This is a genomic window from Paenibacillus sp. OT2-17, from assembly GCF_009827695.1.
In the GTDB taxonomy this organism is placed as follows: domain Bacteria; phylum Bacillota; class Bacilli; order Paenibacillales; family Paenibacillaceae; genus Paenibacillus; species Paenibacillus polymyxa_B.
This window is the reverse complement of record NZ_WUDQ01000024.1, coordinates 1-18,065: the sequence shown is the minus strand read 5'-3', so window position 1 is coordinate 18,065 and position 18,065 is coordinate 1. Positions and strand designations below refer to the sequence as shown.

The window sequence follows — 18,065 nt, the reverse complement described above, 5'->3', positions numbered from 1 at the left end:
ATGCGTGAAACCGTTAATGCTTGAAAAACCGACTATTCCTCGGGTACAATGAGGAGAGATCGTAACCTTGGGAGATGATAATCCATGCAGCTTAAGAAGCTTAATGATAAAAGTATTGATCAATTGTTCGAAGCTATTTTAACTCTTAAAAATTTGGAAGAGTGCTATGTATTTTTTGATGATCTGTGCACGATTAATGAAATTCAATCCCTCTCCCAACGTCTGGAGGTTGCCCGTATGCTAGGCAAAGGCAGCACATATAATCAGATTGAAGCAGAGACAGGGGCCAGTACAGCCACCATTTCACGTGTTAAACGTTGCCTGAACTATGGTAATGATGGGTATAAAATGACTTTGGAACGTCTGGGACGCTAATGCGGAGCCCTGGGATACTGGTAATCAGCCACGGCTCTAGGGAGCCTTATTGGGTGGAACAGGTGGATCAGGCAGTTGCAAAGCTCCATTTGCCGGAAGAAATACCGGTAGAGGTTTCATTTTTGGAAACGGTTAAAGAAAGATTGATTCAAAATGGTATTGACCGTCTGGAAGCCTTGGGTGTAACAGATATATTGGTTATACCTTTGTTTGTGTCATCAGGCAGTACGCATGTAGATGAGATTAGCTATGCACTGGGTGTCAAAGATGCGCCGGACAAAGAAACAGATTTGAAGCCGTTTCGAATGAAGGCGCGAGTGCATTTTGGCAGCCCGCTGGATGACGGAGAAGATGTTGCCCGCATGGTGTGGGACAAGATTCGCCCGCTATCGGCCGACCCTGCGAGAGAGGTTATTTTACTCGTAGGTCACGGCAGTGTGCACAACGGCTTTTTTCAGCGCTGGGAGCAGGGGATTTCTTCGTTGGCCCGTACGGTGCAAAGCGTGAGCGGTATCATCACGGACCACGCTTTGCTAAATCCCGAGAGTGTGTACGACAAGGCAGCGTATTGGAATCAGGAGCGGGGTCATGATGTTATTGTGGCACCGCTATTTTTGAGTTCTGGATATTTTACAAGTCACATAATTCCTAAACGCTTGCAGGGGCTCGAATACCGTTATTCAGGAGATCCTTTATTGCCGCATCCTTTGCTCACAAGCTGGATGGATAGACAAGTTCGTGAATTATTGCAAAGTGTGCAGAAGCAAGCACGGTCAAGTCATAGGTAGTCTGGTTCGGCTATAGTGTCATATTAGCCTTAAATTTCCTTATTTGGGCAAAGTCTGGCTTCTTTTATTGTAAAAGAGGTCTTTTTCCAGTATGATGATATTTTGTACAGACTGAATGTGATGAACTGCAATGTGAATATAAATATCATTAAATATACGGGTGGCGTAACGGAATGAAAAGAGCTAGATTAATCTATAATCCGACCTCTGGGCGTGAGGAAATGAAGCGTCGTCTTGCGGATGTTTTGCAGCGCCTGGATGAAGGTGGTATTGAAGCCTCTTGCCATGCAACCACGGGTGAAGGGGACGCAACGCGTGCCGCAATAGAGGCCATTGAGCGTGGGTATGACATGATTATCGCCGCTGGTGGCGACGGTACATTGTATGAGGTCATTAACGGGATGGCTGAAAGAGAGAACCGCCCGCCCCTAGGTGTGTTTCCTCTGGGGACGACGAATGATTTCGCCAGGGCACTGGGCATCCCCAAGCACTGGGAGGATTATTGCGACCTAGTTATTCGTCAAAATCCGAAGCCACTGGATATCGGAAAAGCGAACGACCGCTACTTTATCAACATTGCAGGCGGGGGAACTTTAACCGAGCTTACGTATGAAGTTCCGAGCAAGCTAAAAACGATGATTGGCCAGTTGGCGTATTATTTTAAAGGCATGGAGAAAATGGTCAGCCTTGCTCCACAGGAGCTGATCATCAAGGCATCGGGTCAGGAAGTGATCCACGACGAGTTTATGCTCTTCCTGATTGCGAATACGAATTCGGTGGGCGGGTTTGAAAAGCTTGCTCCTGGGGCGACAATAGATGATGGATTACTTGACGTCATTGCTGTGCGAAAATGCAATCTTGCGGAAATGATCCGATTGGTAACACTTGCGCTACGTGGTGAGCATTTGCAGGATAAGAAGATTGTTTATTTTAAAACAGATTACATGGAAGTGACCTCACCCGGCTATGTGCAGCTTAATCTAGATGGCGAACTAGGGGGCACCTTGCCAGCGACTTTCCGGAATTTACCACATCATTTGAATGTTTTCCGGTGAGGAATGATGAGGAAATATTTCTGCTTCTGGACGGCAACGCAATATAGTATATGGAATGCAGAGTAGGTAGTTGTTTTTTGTGTGAACATATTGGTTCTTGCCGTTCTCCGTGGGGAGTAACGGCATTTTCGAGTTGATGTTTGTATGCTTAGATGACCATTCTAATTAGACGTCCGAAGGAAAATACCGCATAAAAAGAAGATCAGAAAGAAGTGACAATCATGATGAATAACCGTAGCGGACGTGGAAAAAGCCGCCGGAATGCAGCAACAGCAACTCCTGTTCAAGGAAATCAGCACAAAAAGACTATGAAGGCGACAAGAGAAAGAGAACCGGAACAGTCTCGGGTTAGAGCTGGAAATGGGCTGCTTCAAGCTGAAATCAAACATAAAAATGGAAATGCGAATGAAGTGGCTCAGAAGAAAAGGGAAAATGGACGAGATACTCGTCGTTCTTCCAACGGTGGACGAAGTCAGGAAGCTCCCAATCGTAACCGGTCTAGTGTAGAGCGTACCGATCTGCCTGTGCAAAAGAATGATGAGGCCGTGATAGACATCATCGGCATGAACCACGATGGCGAAGGCGTAGGACGTGTCGAGGGTTTTACGCTGTTCGTTCCAGGTGCGTTACCGGGGGAAAAGGTACGGATAAAGGTGCTGAAAACGAAAAAGCAGTATGGGTATGCCAAGCTGCTAGATATCGCGCAGGCTAGCCCTGACCGGATTGCAGCTCCGTGTGCCATCTACGATCAATGCGGTGGCTGTCAGATTCAGCATATGAGCTACGAAGCGCAGCTTAGCTGGAAACGCCAGCATGTCGTTGATGTGCTGGAGCGTATCGGGAAGCTGAGTGTGGCTACAGAGCCCAGTGAGCATACTGCACAGGTTTTGGCTGCTTCTGCGGATACAGATGGTGAGGCCGATACAGTCACGACTTCTGATTCGGCCATGAATGCGGATGGAAATGCCGACAGCATGTCGCGTGTACATGGTGTAGTCGTGCATCCTACACTCGGTATGAGTGAGCCTTGGCGATACCGCAACAAAGCCCAGGTGCCGATTGGTGTCACCGAGGGTGGGCTTGTCGGCGGTTTCTATGCACGTGGCAGCCATCGAATTGTGGATATGAACACCTGTCTCATTCAGGATGAGCGTAATGACGAAGTTGTCGCACGTGTGAAAGAGATTGGCCGAATGCTCGGCATCAGTGCATATAATGAAGAAACCGGACGTGGGCTGCTGCGCCATGTCGTTGTAAAGACTGCTTTTCGCACGGGTGAAATGATGCTGGTGCTCGTGACGAATGGGCGAGATATTCCGCATGCAGATGCGTGGATCGGCAGTATCCGTGAGCATATTCCACACGTGGCAAGCATATGCCAGAACGTGAATACGAAGCGAACGAACGTTATTTTTGGCGACGAGACTCGTGTACTGTGGGGTCGTGACGTGATCTACGACTACATTGGAAACGTCCAGTTTGCGATTTCCGCGAGATCCTTTTATCAGGTGAATCCCGTACAAACAGAAGTACTGTATAGCAAAACCGTCGAATATGCCGGGCTCACGGGCAAAGAAACGGTAATTGATGCGTATTGCGGCATCGGCACGATCTCTTTGTTCCTCGCTCAGCATGCGGATCAGGTGTATGGGGTGGAGATCGTCAAAGAAGCCATCGACGATGCACGGAGTAATGCGCTGTTGAACGAAATGCGTAATGTAAAGTTTGAGGTAGGCGCCTCCGAGGATGTCATTCCCGCATGGAAAGAGCAAGGCATCACCGCCGACGTTATCGTCGTCGATCCGCCCCGTAAGGGCTGTGATCCACGCCTGCTCGACACCATTCTGGAGATGAAGCCAGAGCGCGTGGTATATGTATCCTGTAACCCAAGCACACTGGCGCGGGATTTAAGGATATTAGAGGATGGCGGGTATAGAACAGTGGAAGTACAGCCTGTGGATATGTTTCCGCATACGGTGCACGTGGAGTGCGTGGTAGTAATATATCGGGATCAGATGTGAATAGCACTCAAAGTTTGCCCAAAGCCTAAATAGTCTGCCTAAAGCATAAATAGTTTGCCTAAGAGCCGAGCGATAATCAGGTATTCACTCCTGATTTTCTCGGCTTTTTCTTATTTTAGGGGAAAGGGGAGATCCTAAACCACTCAAAATCCTTGTTATATCAGGCTTTTTCTCGATTTATTCATCCATCATTCGCTTCACCCCGAAACCCCGCGTCCCTTTCTTTTCCCCCTGCCATTAGGCAGATTTTAATTGCTTTTTGGCTCTGATTTTATCGGTCATAGCCCCTGTTTTTCCCATGTTCTTATGCAAACTTTAATTGCTCGAACTAATAGGGATGATGGAATAGAAAAGGCTCAGAAGCCTTGTGGCTGTAAGGCGGAGAGGTGATTGGGGAAGGTGACATGCGTGGGCAGACTATTTAGGATTTTGACATAGTGGGAAAGCAAAAGTGCTTTTTGACTGTAACGAGTCTGCTTGCTTTGGGGATGGGGAAAAGGAAATAGAAATTCTAAAAACATACCTTTCAGAAGTTTGTCCAAGAAGATCTAAATGGTGAAGGACAACGTGGATATTATACCGAATTATCATCTTATTCAACTTTTGTGGAACTTTCATATCAAGGAAGAAATAAGCATTAGTTTTAATACTGTTTTCAAGTATCATGCAAAGCAATAAATAATCTTCGTATTGTAGTAAGCCGCATGAATGGGAGATTATAATGCTGGATAAAACTTCACTGTTAAGGAGATGAGCGGATGACGGAACATGGTGTACTAAATGTAAATTTAGATGTGCTTCGACAGCTTGATACGAAGTTAAGAAGATTTTCTTTAAAAGCAAAACTTGAGTTATGTCGTAAACTCTCACATATGATCGATGCCAGATTAGAGGAAAAAAACTTTATTTACTCAACTTTTTCGAATCCAGTCCATGAATCATATTTCAACGAATTAAGGTCGCACGTTCACCTTTTTGAGTTGGATTATATCTCAAGTGTGTCTACAGTAAAGGGGGAATGGGATGGTTCATTGAAAAAAGAAATAAGTTCAAAGGAATTTAGAGATATCATTAATACACTTAAAAGGTACTGTCCCCCACTAATACATAAACGTGATAACGAAGATAACTATTTATTAGACTTATTTATCATAAGAACTGCATTTCAGCAATTTTCATATCAATGGCATCCGCTAATTCATTTGTAGATTTTTTTGCATTACGTCTAAATCAGGAAGCTATCGAGCGTTCGAGTGAAGTTAACAAACTTTATAAGCTTGATGTGTGGAATAACCTATACAGAATTGGAAGTTCCCAGTATCCGCCGCTTGAAACCTATTATGCATATTCACAGGTTCCATCTGCTCATACTGGTCGGGCAATAGCGAAAGTAAGCTATGATTTTGAGCGTGTTGAGGATGTGAAACAATATATGCTTGAAAAGTTTAGAATACACATTCCTTACTTGACTAACGTCTGGAAATCGAAAAAGCATAACAGCAATGATTGCCAACTCTCAATTGGAGGTGGCCGAGGCGGTGTAAACTTTAAAGTGAGTGCTCGAAACAAATATGGACATTCATCGATATACCTACATTTTGAGGAGTGTCAGGAGAAGCTTTACCATACTTTCGAGAGCAGGATTAAGGGACTTCAGAAGGTTATACACCCCATGCTAAAAGCTGAGGTTCGAAAAATAGGAGTTAGTTTTAAGCCAGACAATGATTTGGATACTACGATCAGGAACCTATTGCAACTTTTTGATAAGATGTTGAAGGCCATGGGACCAGAGCTGTATGCAGGGCTTAGATAAAAGACGAAACAAACCGCTGAATAAGCGGTTTTTCTTTTTAAGTCAGTAAGGTATAATCATTGAATAAGAATAAAGTAAGAATCGAGTAAAAATGGTGATACTTATGAGGTGGTCACGTTGAAACTAAAGCTTTTCTATAAAACGCAAAGGGAACTCGCCACAGCAATCAATGAGATTGTTGATGCCTATTGGGATGATAATGTAAGCGAGGATTTACTGAAAAAGAACATAGTAAACATGTATATAAATAACCCACTGAAAATTTTGAAAAAAGCAGAATTCACCACAATTCTCAAGCAACAATGTGGCAAACGACGGCTGGAGGTTGTTGAACGGGTACTAACCATAACTGGAATGTTAGAGGATGAAACATCCACTGGAGAAAAAGCAGGGAGTTGAATTATGTCTACAGAATTAGAATATAGTGCCACTTTAACTGGTGCTTCATTCATGTTCTATGAATTTAAGCAGGTCATAAGTCTTAGATTGAGTGGGTTTAGTGAGCAGGACATAAGGAAGAAAGTTCTTTCCGAAAACCTATTTCAATATCAGATTAATGCAAGTCTAAAACGTAGTTTGCCTTCAGTATTAAGGAGAGCAAGGATCCTTGATGAAATGTTATGTCAAATGGTTATAGAGCAATCATTGGAAGCGGGTAAGCTCATTAACCTGTATGCGATTATGAAAACGGACAGACTATTCTTTGAATTCATGAACGAAGTTGTTCGTGAGAAGCTGGAGTCAAATCATTATTTACTGGAGAGAAAAGATTTGAACCTTTACTTCGTATCCAAAGCGGAACAAGACACAGGGGTAGCGGGTTGGACGGAAAAGACCGTTACGAAATTAAAAAATGTCATACAACGGATATTACTTGAGTCAGGCATATTGAAGGATAAGAAGACAGGTGAGCTAAGTCGTATTCTCATGGATGACCAGTTAAAGCAACACTTGATTCATATCGGAGACATCGCGTATGTAAGAGCGATGGGTGAGTGAGGGTAGAAGCATGGCGAATTTGAATAGCAGACTGGATAAGATTATCCCAAAGATCAAGGAAGATAAGTTTATTGAGGGTAGAGGGCTTGGGAATGAAATAAGTTTTTATGTATTTGATTATGAGCCTGAGAAGGAACTGCTCGTGCGGGATTATATCTCCCATATTTTGAAGGAGTTCAGTTATGAAGGTTCTAACCGTAAGATTATTGAGTTTGATCTGTATAATTTGTTAATCGAGATCGCGAAGGAAAAGAGGATTTACGATCGTATCCCCCAAATGGAAGAGAAACAGGGTAAAGATGCTTTATTTAAAGCAATGGCTAACTTCGCCAAGCCTGATATATTTCTTCAAAAAATTAAGGAGCAAATAGCCGATAATAATGTTGTGTTCATCACTGGAGTTGGCAAGGTTTATCCGTTTGTGCGTTCCCATAATATATTGAACAATCTTCAAGAAGTTCTGGATAAGATCCCTGTGATCATGTTCTTTCCAGGAAAGTATGACGGTTTATCACTTCGCTTGTTTGATCGATTCAAAGATGACAATTACTACAGGGCATTTCGTTTAGTGGATTAACTTCGAGGGGGCAGTTCTGTGCGTATTAAAGATATGTTTATGAAAGATATCGAACGTAGTATTAAAGGGGTAATCAAGGTTGCACAAACTGATGAAAATAATATTTACCAAGAACTTGATGAATATGTAGTAACACGAGAATTGAATAAGCATTTATCCAAGTTTTACGAGAACTATCAGCAGGGTATTGATGGTACTACCGATAAGATGGGTGTTTGGATCTCAGGCTTTTTTGGTTCGGGTAAATCGCATTTCTTGAAAATTCTTGCGTACTTGCTTGAGAACAAGAAGGCGAAAGACAAGCGTGCAGTTGATTTCTTCGCCGACAAAATTCAAGATCCAATCGTTCTCGCTAATATGAAAAGAACTTCAAACGTTGAAACAGAGGTTATCCTGTTCAATATTGACTCGAAAAGCTCCTTGGATAACAAGTCTAAAGAGGATGCCATCCTTCGGGTATTCACCAAAGTTTTCTACGAGCACCAAGGCTTTTATGGTGATATCCCTGGTGTTGCAGAGATGGAAAAGTATCTGACCAAAGAAGGCGTATATGAGGACTTTAAGAGGGAGTTTAGAGCGGCGGCAGGCGAAGAGTGGGTGGACCGCAGAAACACCTTCTATTTTGATGCCGATTATGTCATTGGAGCATTGACTAAAGTGACTTCGATGTCCGAGGATACGGCGAGAAATTGGTTTGAGAACGGTGTAAACAACTTTGAAATCAGTATTGAGAAGTTCTCGAAGGATGTAAAGGAATACATCGCACAGAAGGGGAACAACTTCCACCTTATTTTCCTGGTTGATGAGATTGGCCAGTACATAGGTGACAGTAGACAATTGATGCTTAACCTACAAACATTGGCAGAGGATCTTGGAACACATTGCTCTGGTAAAGTGTGGATCATGGTTACTTCGCAAGAAAGTATAGATAGCATTGTAAAAGTAAAGGGCGATGACTTCTCCCGCATCCAAGGACGATTCGATACGAGGCTGTCGCTTTCCTCTATCTCAGTTGATGAGGTTATTAAGAAGCGGATACTTGAAAAGAAGGAGCATGTCGTTGATAAACTAAAACTTCTTCATCTTGAGAAGAGTGCAACACTCAAGAACCTTATGAGCTTCAAGGATAGCACAGCGGATTTGAGAGGGTATGAGAATGATCTGGAATTTGCGGATGTGTATCCATTCCTTCCTTACCAGTTTAAGCTCCTACAAAACGTTTTCGAGCAAGTGCGTAAACATGGAAGTTCAGGCAAGCACTTGTCTGAAGGGGAGCGTTCTATGCTCTCAGCATTCAAAGAAGCTGGCTTGCGATTCAAGGATGCGGAGGAAGGGACATTAATTCCTTTCTATGCGTTTTACGATACGATTAAAGAGTTCCTAACGCCTTCTATTGCAAGGGTTATTGAAGGTGCTTATGAGAACCCTGCGTTACGAGACGATGAGTTTAATATGGATCTGTTAAAAGTGCTATTCATGATTAAATATATAAAAGAGATTCCTGCCAATATAGATAATATTGCAACTCTAATGGTCACGCAGATCGATGAAGATAAGTTGGCGTTGAAGGAGAAAATCAAGGGATCGCTTCTAAAGCTGATTTCACAAACGCTCATCCAGAAGAATGGCGAGTTATACCTTTTCCTGACGGACGATGAGCAGGATATTAATCGTGAGATCAAGGCAATGAAAATTGAAGAGGATGTTCTCAAGCGTGAGCTTGCTAATTACATTTTTCAAGATCTATATGATGACAAGAGATACCGCTATTCGGCACATTACCAGTTCTCTTATAACCAGAAGATGGATGAGAAGAATATCGGTAATCAAACTTCGAGTATTGGAATTAATATCCTCTCTCCGCTGTCTGATCATTATGCCAAATCCGAACAAGAACTAATGCTTATGTCTTCTGGTACAGGTGAAATGATTTTGAAGTTGGGTGCAAATGAAGCATATGTGGAGGAAATGGAAGAAGTCCTCAAGATCGAGGAGTATCGAAAGAAGAATAATCCGACACAGCTTCCAGAGAGTATTCAGAACATATTAAACAATAAGCAAGCTGAAGCAAGGGATCGTAAGCGTCGGGTACGGGACATGCTGGAAGAGGCGGTCAAGGGTGGTACGTTCTTCATCAACGGCAATAAGGCGGAGATTAAGGGATCGACGGTAAAAGAAAGGATTAATGCTGGATTTCTTTCATTGGTTGAGAATGTATATACTAAGCTTGGCTATGTCAAGCACTTCCTGGAATCAGAAAAGGATCTCATTTCGATTTTGAGAAGAAATAATGAGCAATTGACCATAGATGGCGGATCGTCGAATGCAAATGAGCTGGCAGTAAAAGAAGTTATGGACTTTATCAGCTTGCAGGATAGTATCCAAAAGCAAATACGTGTAAAAATGATATTGGATCGTTACAAGGATAAACCGTATGGATGGAAGGATCTTGACATATCAGGTTTGATTGCGGAGTTAATGAAAGAACAGCGGATTCGCTTACGGCTTAATTCTGAGTATTTAGAACCAGAAGATGGTAATACTGTTAATTGTTTGACAAAAGCAAGCGAGACCGATAAGGTTATTGTCGTAAAGCGAGTAATCGTTGACGAGTCGTTATTGAAAGTTGCGAAGAACATCTGTAAGCAAGTGTTCAACAAAACGGATGTTGCTGATGATGAGGATGGACTAATAAAAGACATTCGAGGGTTGATCGAAGACCAGGTAAAAGAGATCAATGCCTTGAAAAGTCGATATGAGGGTAGGAAATATCCGGGTGGCAGTCTTTTGAACAAAGGTCTCGAATACTTCGGTGAATTCACAAAGGGATTAGACAATGTGTCGTTCTTCACCAAACTACGTGACTTGGAAGACAACTTGTTGGATTGGGAAGAAGATGTTACTTATGTGAAGAGCTTCTTCGCTTCCCAAAAGGATATTTTTGATAAAGGACTTCGTTCAATGGAGAAGTACAAAGAAAACGATGTTTATTTATCAGGTGACGAGATCAAGAGTTATACTGCTAAATTGCAGGAGATCTTAACAGAAATACAGCCTTATCGCAAAATCAAGGATATTCCTGAGCTTGTGAATAAAATCGATGAACAGATTCAAGGCATACTTGAAGAGAAAAAAGTAGCGGCGAAAAGTGTAATTCAATTGGATTTGAATCATCTAACCTTGCGTACGAATGAAGATGGGGTATCTGAAGAGACAAAAGAACGAATCCAAGCTTACTATGAAAACTTGTTCAATGTAATGGATGAGCTTGTCGATATTTTTAAGGTGGATGCGACAATAACGCAAAGCACCGCTTTCAAAGACAAAGAAGAACTTATTATTAACCGTGAAATTCGTGAGTTTGAAGAGAAGCAACAAGTGGAACTACCAGTTACAGGGGGCGGAGAAGATACACTTCCTACAATCATGAAACCTGTACTTCAGAGGGAGCAAGTTAGGGTAACAAACTTACTTGTCACTAAGACCTTACGCACGGAAGCCGATGTGGATATGTTACTGGACACAATATCTGCAAAGCTTAAGCAGATTATTAAGAGCAACAAACAAATTGAATTTATTGATTAAGTATATGTGCCGTGGCTTGGGTCACGGCACTCTGACATTAAAAAAATATACATTCCATATTGGGTTGGTGAATGGTTCGTGAATAAGACAGCATTGAAGAACTTTGCGACGAATGCACGTAAAGAATTGATTGAAAAAGTCAAAGCTAAGGCTTTTAGAATAGGCATTACTGAAGAAAGCATTAAAAAAGCTCAATTTGAAAGTTCGGATGCTATCTATATTGATGGTAAACAGCTTTCTGCAATTGAAAAGAAACAACGGGAGAAGCTCATTTCCCGTATTAAAGAAATAGGGTATAAGCAAGTCGTTGAAGAAGTCGCTTATACCTGGTTTAACCGTTTTACTGCATTAAGATTTATGGAGGTAAACAATTATCTGCCTACTAAGGTAAGAGTGCTATCCTCCAGCAACATTGATAGCTCTGAACCAGACATTATTAAAGAGGCATTGACGGTTGACTTAGATATTAATAAGGAATTGGTATATGATCTGAAGCTAAACAATAAAACAGAAGTACTATATAAGTATTTAATTATTAAGCAGTGTTATAGTTTGAATAGAATTCTTCCTTTCATGTTTGAAACGATTGATGATTATAAAGAGATTCTATTTCCTGATGGATTATTGGCGAAAGATTCATTTCTCCGAGAGATGACTGATGTATCCGTTATTCCCGAATCCGATTGGGGACAGGTTGAGATTATCGGATGGCTCTATCAGTATTATATTTCTGAAGAAAAAGACATTATTTTTTCTAACTTTAAGGAAAATGTGAAAATTACAAAGGAAACCCTTCCATTGGCAACTCAGCTTTTCACACCTAAATGGATTGTCAAATACATGGTGGAAAACTCGCTTGGAAGAGTTTGGTTGGAAAAAGACCCTGGAAGCTCACTAAAAACGGAATGGAAATATTACTTAGCTGGGGAAGAGTTAATTGAATCAGATACTTCATATGAGAGTATCGATCCAGAGAAGGTTACGTTCCTGGATCCTTGTTGTGGAAGTGGCCATATACTTGTCTACGCATTTGATTTATTCTATGACATGTATCTTTCAAAGGGATACATTGAGCAAGACATTCCCCGATTGATTTTAGAAAAAAACTTATTTGGTTTGGATATTGATGAACGAGCCGTCCAATTAGCTTCATTTGCTATTTTGATGAAAGCAAGAGAGAAGTCTCGTAGAGTCTTTAGTCAGCCAATAAAATTAAATATATGTGTGATAAAGGAAAGTAATTGGATAGATGAAGATGTAGTCAATATTTTAATTAATAATACCCATGAAAAGGAAAAAAGAATCGTAATTAATGAAACGATTCAATACTTGAAAAATATCTTTTGGGATTCTAAGGTCTATGGGTCAATGATAAAAGTTGATCAATTAGAATTCGAACTGCTCGAACGGACTTTTAATAATTTGCTAAGTTCAGATCCAAGTGATCTGTTTGAAATGGTTGTTATAGAAAGAATAAAAGAGAATCTACCACACATAATGTTACAGGCAACTATTTTGAGTAGCAAGTACGATGTGGTTTGTACAAATCCACCATACATGGGAAATAGAAACATGGATGATGGATTGAAAAAATACGTTCAGAAGAATTATGAAAAAAGTAAAGCCGATCTATGTGCAGTATTTATTGAAGTGGGTTTATCACAAACTAAAACTGATGGATTTTGCAGCCTTGTAACTATGCATTCATGGCTATTTTTAAGTGCTTTTGAAGCATTAAGAAATGAATTGCTAAGTAAGTACACAATAAATTCAATACTACATCTTGGAATGGAAGCGTTCGATGGGATTATTGGTAAAGTAGTTCAAACTGCGGCTTTTGTATTAAAAAAACAATACAATCAGGAATATATTCCAACAGGAATTAGATTAGTTGATTTCTATGATGGTTTGAAATACGAGAAAGAAACACAATTTTTTAACCCTAAAAACATGTATAAGGAAGTAAGTCAAAGTGACTTTACGAAAATCCCTGGAAGTCCAATAGCTTACTGGATCAGTAAAAAATATACTACTGCTTTTAATAGAGGAATAAGCATTGATTCGATAAGCGACTTCACAGGATCCCAAAATATTTCGGCAGATAATGATAAGTTCTTAAGAAAATGGTGGGAAATAGATAGTCGTAATATGGGACCAAATAAAAAATGGGTTATGTACTCTAAGGGAGGTAGTTTTAGGAAGCATTATGGTAATCTCGATGCGGTTATCGATTGGAGCGATGAAGCAAGAGATTTTTATAAAAATAATAAGACTTCTAACTTATTGGATATTCATTATTGGTATAAGGAAGGAATTACTTATACTGATGTAACAACAATAGGGTCTTCTTTTAGATATCTCCCCCCAGGTTGCGTTTTTGATAAATCTGGCCCAACAATAAGCGAGGTGCAAAACCTCTATTATATTCTCGGTTTATTAAACACAAAAGTTATGGACAATTATTTGAAGATATTTAATCCAACTATGCATGTACAAGTAAAGGATGTTAAGAATCTTCCTCTAATTATAGATGAACGGATATTAAATCGAATTGGAGAGTTAGAAAAAGAAAATGTACAAATATCTAAGACGGATTGGGATTCCTTCGAGACATCAAACGGATTTTTGAAACACCCACTGATAGATTTTACGAGTAATGAAAAGGATATCAGAAGTGCTTATGAAAAGTGGGAGATATTCACTGAGGATGGATTTTTATCATTAAAGAGAAATGAAGAAGAGATTAATAAGATATTCATCGACTTATATGATATGAAAGATGAAATTACTTCAGATGTTTTAGAGGATGACATCTCAATTAGAAAGGCTGATAGAGGAAGAGAAATAAAGTCACTGGTTTCTTTTGCTGTAGGATGTATGTTCGGACGCTATTCATTGGATAGTGAGGGATTAATAAATGTGGGGGGAGAGGTGGATCAGAATAAATATCTTAGATACTCTCCTGATAAAGACAATATACTCCCAATACTATCGGATACTTTTCTGGAAGATGAACTGGTTATGAAGTTTATGGATTTTATCGAGGCAGTATTCGGAGAAGATAAGCTAATAGATAATTTAGAGTATATAGCAGATGCTCTTAATAGAAAAGATGGAGAATCCTATAAAGAAACCATTTCGAGATACTTGCTAAACGATTTCTATAAGGATCACGTACAGATTTACAAAAAGAGACCCATTTACTGGTTATTCACATCAGGCAAACAAAAGGCGTTTAACTGCCTAATTTACATGCATCGATATGATAAATCTACTCTGTCAAGAATAAGAACCGACTATCTACATGAGCTTCAGGTTCGCATGGATTCGGAGAAGAAAACACTTCTTGATATTATCAATGGAGATGGAACGGCCAAGGAAATTAGTAACGCTAAGAAAAAACTCAAGTCTCTGGACTTAAAGATCGAAGAACTTCGAGCATATGATGAAAAGCTTCATCACATGGCAGACATGCAAATCGAGATCGATTTGGATGACGGTGTTGCTGTGAACTATGCTAAATTTGAAGGCTTACTCGCTCCAATCAAATAATTTGGTTACAATGGGGATATGCCAGTTCATCTTGGTATATCCCTGTTTTTAGCCTGATGAAAAAAGGTGTTGATAAATAATGAATATGGATGAAGTTACAAAGGCATTGCAAGAAGCTTTTCTTCAGCCGCTCAATGAAGGCGAGTATCGGAAGATCATCTTCTGGTTTGATAAAGATCAGGAGTTTGCTGATTACTTACATGAGATTTCCCTTGAGAACGTCAAAGTACATACGCTGACTGAGGGGAATAGTTTCTATACGAAGGTGTTGCTCGAAGTAGAAGATCCCACTTCGAATTATCTGATCTATTCCAATATGGAGTTGAGTATAGAACAAAATTGGCTGTATGATACGATCCTATACTCGAATAGGTTCTATGCAGATAAGATATCCCTCATTATGAATGAGCTAAATATTGATCCGTCACTTCGAGGTGCGGTGAAGAAGTACGAGAAATTCTTTGGGAGTAAGGATCGGATCAGGAAATTCAAGGGTTTTGAAGCATCAGCACTTACTGAAGGCTCTATAGAGCTGATCATAATGAGTGTCTTATGCAACCTTAAGACCCCTGATTTTGAGGATGTTCTGAAAGTTGTCCTTATGGATACACTTGATGACAGTCAAAATAAACATCTGGATTCAATTACAAAGTATGTCGGAGCAGAGGTGTTTTGGAATGTAGTATCCGAGCGATACGGTTATGAGCCAAATCAAAAATCACTCAAAACGTTGTTTCTTCATCTGACAGTCACGGCACTTAGTCATGCGGTTAGTGAGGAACGTCTTTCGCTGGTTAAAGGCTACATTGCTACTCGAAACAAGTCCAATGCATTGGTGTTCGTCGATCATTGGATGCATCATAAAACGGATTATCACATGTATGATCAGTATGCTGAAATTGCCGAGAGAGAAATCAAGCTATCGGATATCGTAAACCAACTCCCTGTTGAAGAGTTTAAGGCGGCGGATATATTCCCATACTTCGATAAGGCAATTATCATTTATATCGCTAACAGTCTGGAAAATCGGCTTGAGGATTATGATGTATACATGAAGCTGATTAACCTGCGTAGAGCGAAGCACTACTACGAGCAATATCAGTTCATATATGAAGCTCTTTACTATACTGTTAAGATGTTCGAATTTTATAAGAAATACAGCATGGGTATTCCGAAAACGCAAGCAGTAGACATGTACCGTGCGTATGTAAATGATTATCACCAAATGGATATGTACTACAGAAAGTTCTATTTTGCATACGACAATGACTCGAACAGCGAAATCTTGAAGAAGCTCAAAGTGATGGTTGAGAACCTATATACCAACTGGTATATGAGCGAATTAAGCTCGCACTGGTCCGCCGCTGTACACGATGAGATGAAATCAAGTTGGGTTCTGCCAGGGATTCAAAGCCAGAAGGATTTCTATCGAGTCTTTGTTGATCCGAAAATCTCCAATGGTGATCGAGTATTTGTTATCATATCAGATGCTATGCGTTATGAGATAGCAGCGGAGTTGACGGATAAGCTGAATTCGGAGACAACAGGAGCTTGCGACATACAGCCATTGTTAGGGGTGCTTCCTTCCGTTACAAAGATGAGGATGGCATCACTTCTGCCACATAAGAATCTGGAAATCGATTTGAGTGGAAATGTATTAGTGGATGGAAAGTCTTCAAGTGGCATCGACAATCGAATTGGAATTCTCCAAACTGCAGTACCCGATAGCACGGCAATTCATTTTCAAGAGCTGAAGAATATGAATAAAGCGGGTCGTAGAGAGACATTCAAGGGCAAAAAACTGGTTTACATTTACCATGATAGCATCGATGCGACAGGGGATAAGGCATCGACTGAGGTTTATACATTCACAGCGGCGGAGAAAGCCATTGATGAATTGTACGATATAGTTAAAATCATCAAGGATGATTTGAGCGGTACGAATATTTTCATCACTGCGGATCATGGTTTCGTATATCAACGTGATGCATTGGAGGAGAGTGACAAAATTGAAAAGGAAGGAATTCAAGCCTTTGAAGTCAAACGGAGATATCTGTTCTCGCAAGAAAAAGGAGAGCGGAGCGGTCTTCTCGATATTAATATGGACAAGCTGATCCAGAATGAATATCAGATCACAACTTACGTTCCGAAAGCCACGATTCGTTTCAAAATACAAGGAGCGGGAGCTAATTTTGTTCACGGTGGAGCGAGTCTTCAAGAGATCGTTGTGCCGCTCATTCAATTTAAAAATATCCGTAGCGGACAGAAGAACAGTCGTGAAATCGAGAAGGTGGACGTTAAGCTCACAAACACCACCAGAAAGATTACGAATAGCCTATTTAACCTTACCTTCTTCCAGACGGAGAAAGTAGAGGACAAACGAGTTCCTCGAACAGTGAAGATCTACATGGTGGATGACGCCGATAGCGTGATTAGTAACGAGGAAATGCTGATTTGTGATCGTACTTCAGATAAACCAGACGAGCGTACATTTAAGCTCCGGTTTGCGTTAAAGGCAATTCCGTATGACAAGAATAGTAACTATTACCTCATTACGAAAGACATTGAGACGGATATCGTCATTGAAAAAACACAATTCACAATCAATTTGGGCATCGTAAGTGATTTTGATTTTTAGAGGAGGGAGGAAACCAAATGGAGACAATAAATGAAGGACAAACACTTGATTTAGATCGGAAACTGAATGACGTATTTTCGGGAAGGGTCGTCCGAAAAGATCTGACGAAGCTTATGAAAGAAGGGGCAAACGTCCCTGTGTATGTACTTGAATATTTACTTGGCATGTATGCGGCGACAGATGACGAGGATAACATTCGAGAAGGAATTGAGCGGGTAAAGAAGATACTCTCAGATAACTTTGTAAGACCAGATGAGGCGGAGAAGGTAAAATCAAGAATTCGAGAACTGGGACAATATTCAGTTATCGATAAGATCACCGTCACCCTAAATGAGAAGATTGACTCCTATGTTGCGGAGTTTTCGAATCTGGGGCTTAAAGGAGTTCCGATTTCGCCGAGCTATGTCAAAGAATTCGACAAGCTTTTGGCCGGTGGCATCTGGTGCATGCTGAAGATGGAATATTTCTTTGATGAAGAGGTCAAGAATAGTAATCCGTTTAGCATCAATAGTTTGAAGCCGATTCAAATGCCGAACATGGATCTGAACGAAGTGTTTGAGGGTAGAAAGAGTTTCACGAAAGAGGAATGGATTGATGTACTCATTCGTTCGACAGGTATGGAGCCAACACAGCTTGATGAGAGAGTAAAATGGCATCTTCTG

13 protein-coding genes are annotated in these 18,065 nt (G+C 40.6%); all 13 read left to right on the top strand.

Annotated elements, in window-relative coordinates; genetic code table 11:
• The first annotated feature begins 84 nt into the window (after window positions 1–84).
• Entirely contained in the window at window positions 85–375 is a 291-nt protein-coding gene (locus tag GRP75_RS07370; protein WP_007428885.1) for a YerC/YecD family TrpR-related protein, read from the top strand.
• Window positions 375–1,163, top strand: a complete 789-nt coding sequence (locus GRP75_RS07365; RefSeq protein WP_160788976.1) for a sirohydrochlorin chelatase — start codon at window positions 375–377, stop codon at window positions 1,161–1,163. Before GRP75_RS07370 ends, GRP75_RS07365 begins: the two co-directional genes overlap by 1 nt.
• A 173-nt stretch (window positions 1,164–1,336) precedes the next feature.
• Window positions 1,337–2,218, top strand: coding sequence for a diacylglycerol kinase (locus GRP75_RS07360; protein WP_013308843.1), 882 nt, complete (start codon window positions 1,337–1,339; stop codon window positions 2,216–2,218).
• A 221-nt stretch (window positions 2,219–2,439) separates the two neighbouring features.
• Window positions 2,440–4,239 (top strand): 23S rRNA (uracil(1939)-C(5))-methyltransferase RlmD, encoded by a 1,800-nt coding sequence (gene rlmD / locus GRP75_RS07355; RefSeq protein WP_160788975.1) that lies wholly within the window; start codon window positions 2,440–2,442, stop codon window positions 4,237–4,239.
• Window positions 4,240–4,997: 758 nt separating this feature from the next.
• Window positions 4,998–5,447 (top strand): hypothetical protein, encoded by a 450-nt coding sequence (locus tag GRP75_RS07350; protein ID WP_160788974.1) that lies wholly within the window; start codon window positions 4,998–5,000, stop codon window positions 5,445–5,447.
• A complete protein-coding gene (locus tag GRP75_RS07345; protein WP_160788973.1) occupies window positions 5,423–6,052 on the top strand; it encodes a hypothetical protein in 630 nt (209 codons plus the stop codon). The genes GRP75_RS07350 and GRP75_RS07345 overlap by 25 nt, the downstream gene beginning before the upstream one ends.
• Before the next feature lie 108 nt (window positions 6,053–6,160).
• Window positions 6,161–6,451: a TIGR04540 family protein gene (locus GRP75_RS07340; protein WP_337194217.1), complete on the top strand. Its 291-nt coding sequence runs from the start codon at window positions 6,161–6,163 to the stop codon at window positions 6,449–6,451.
• Window positions 6,452–6,454: 3 nt separating this feature from the next.
• Entirely contained in the window at window positions 6,455–7,051 is a 597-nt protein-coding gene (locus GRP75_RS07335) for a DUF1819 family protein (RefSeq protein WP_160788971.1), read from the top strand.
• Window positions 7,052–7,061: 10 nt separating this feature from the next.
• Window positions 7,062–7,628, top strand: coding sequence for a DUF1788 domain-containing protein (locus GRP75_RS07330; RefSeq protein WP_160788970.1), 567 nt, complete (start codon window positions 7,062–7,064; stop codon window positions 7,626–7,628).
• 18 nt (window positions 7,629–7,646) lie between these two features.
• Entirely contained in the window at window positions 7,647–11,213 is a 3,567-nt protein-coding gene (gene brxC / locus GRP75_RS07325; RefSeq protein ID WP_160788969.1) for a BREX system P-loop protein BrxC, read from the top strand.
• A gap of 78 nt (window positions 11,214–11,291) precedes the next feature.
• Window positions 11,292–14,765, top strand: a complete 3,474-nt coding sequence (gene pglX, locus GRP75_RS07320; protein WP_160788968.1) for a BREX-1 system adenine-specific DNA-methyltransferase PglX — start codon at window positions 11,292–11,294, stop codon at window positions 14,763–14,765.
• A gap of 79 nt (window positions 14,766–14,844) precedes the next feature.
• Window positions 14,845–17,403, top strand: a complete 2,559-nt coding sequence (gene pglZ / locus GRP75_RS07315; RefSeq protein ID WP_160788967.1) for a BREX-1 system phosphatase PglZ type A — start codon at window positions 14,845–14,847, stop codon at window positions 17,401–17,403.
• 17 nt (window positions 17,404–17,420) lie between these two features.
• A partial coding sequence (locus GRP75_RS07310; protein WP_272917184.1) for an anti-phage BREX system Lon protease BrxL occupies window positions 17,421–18,065 on the top strand: 645 nt, incomplete at its 3' end.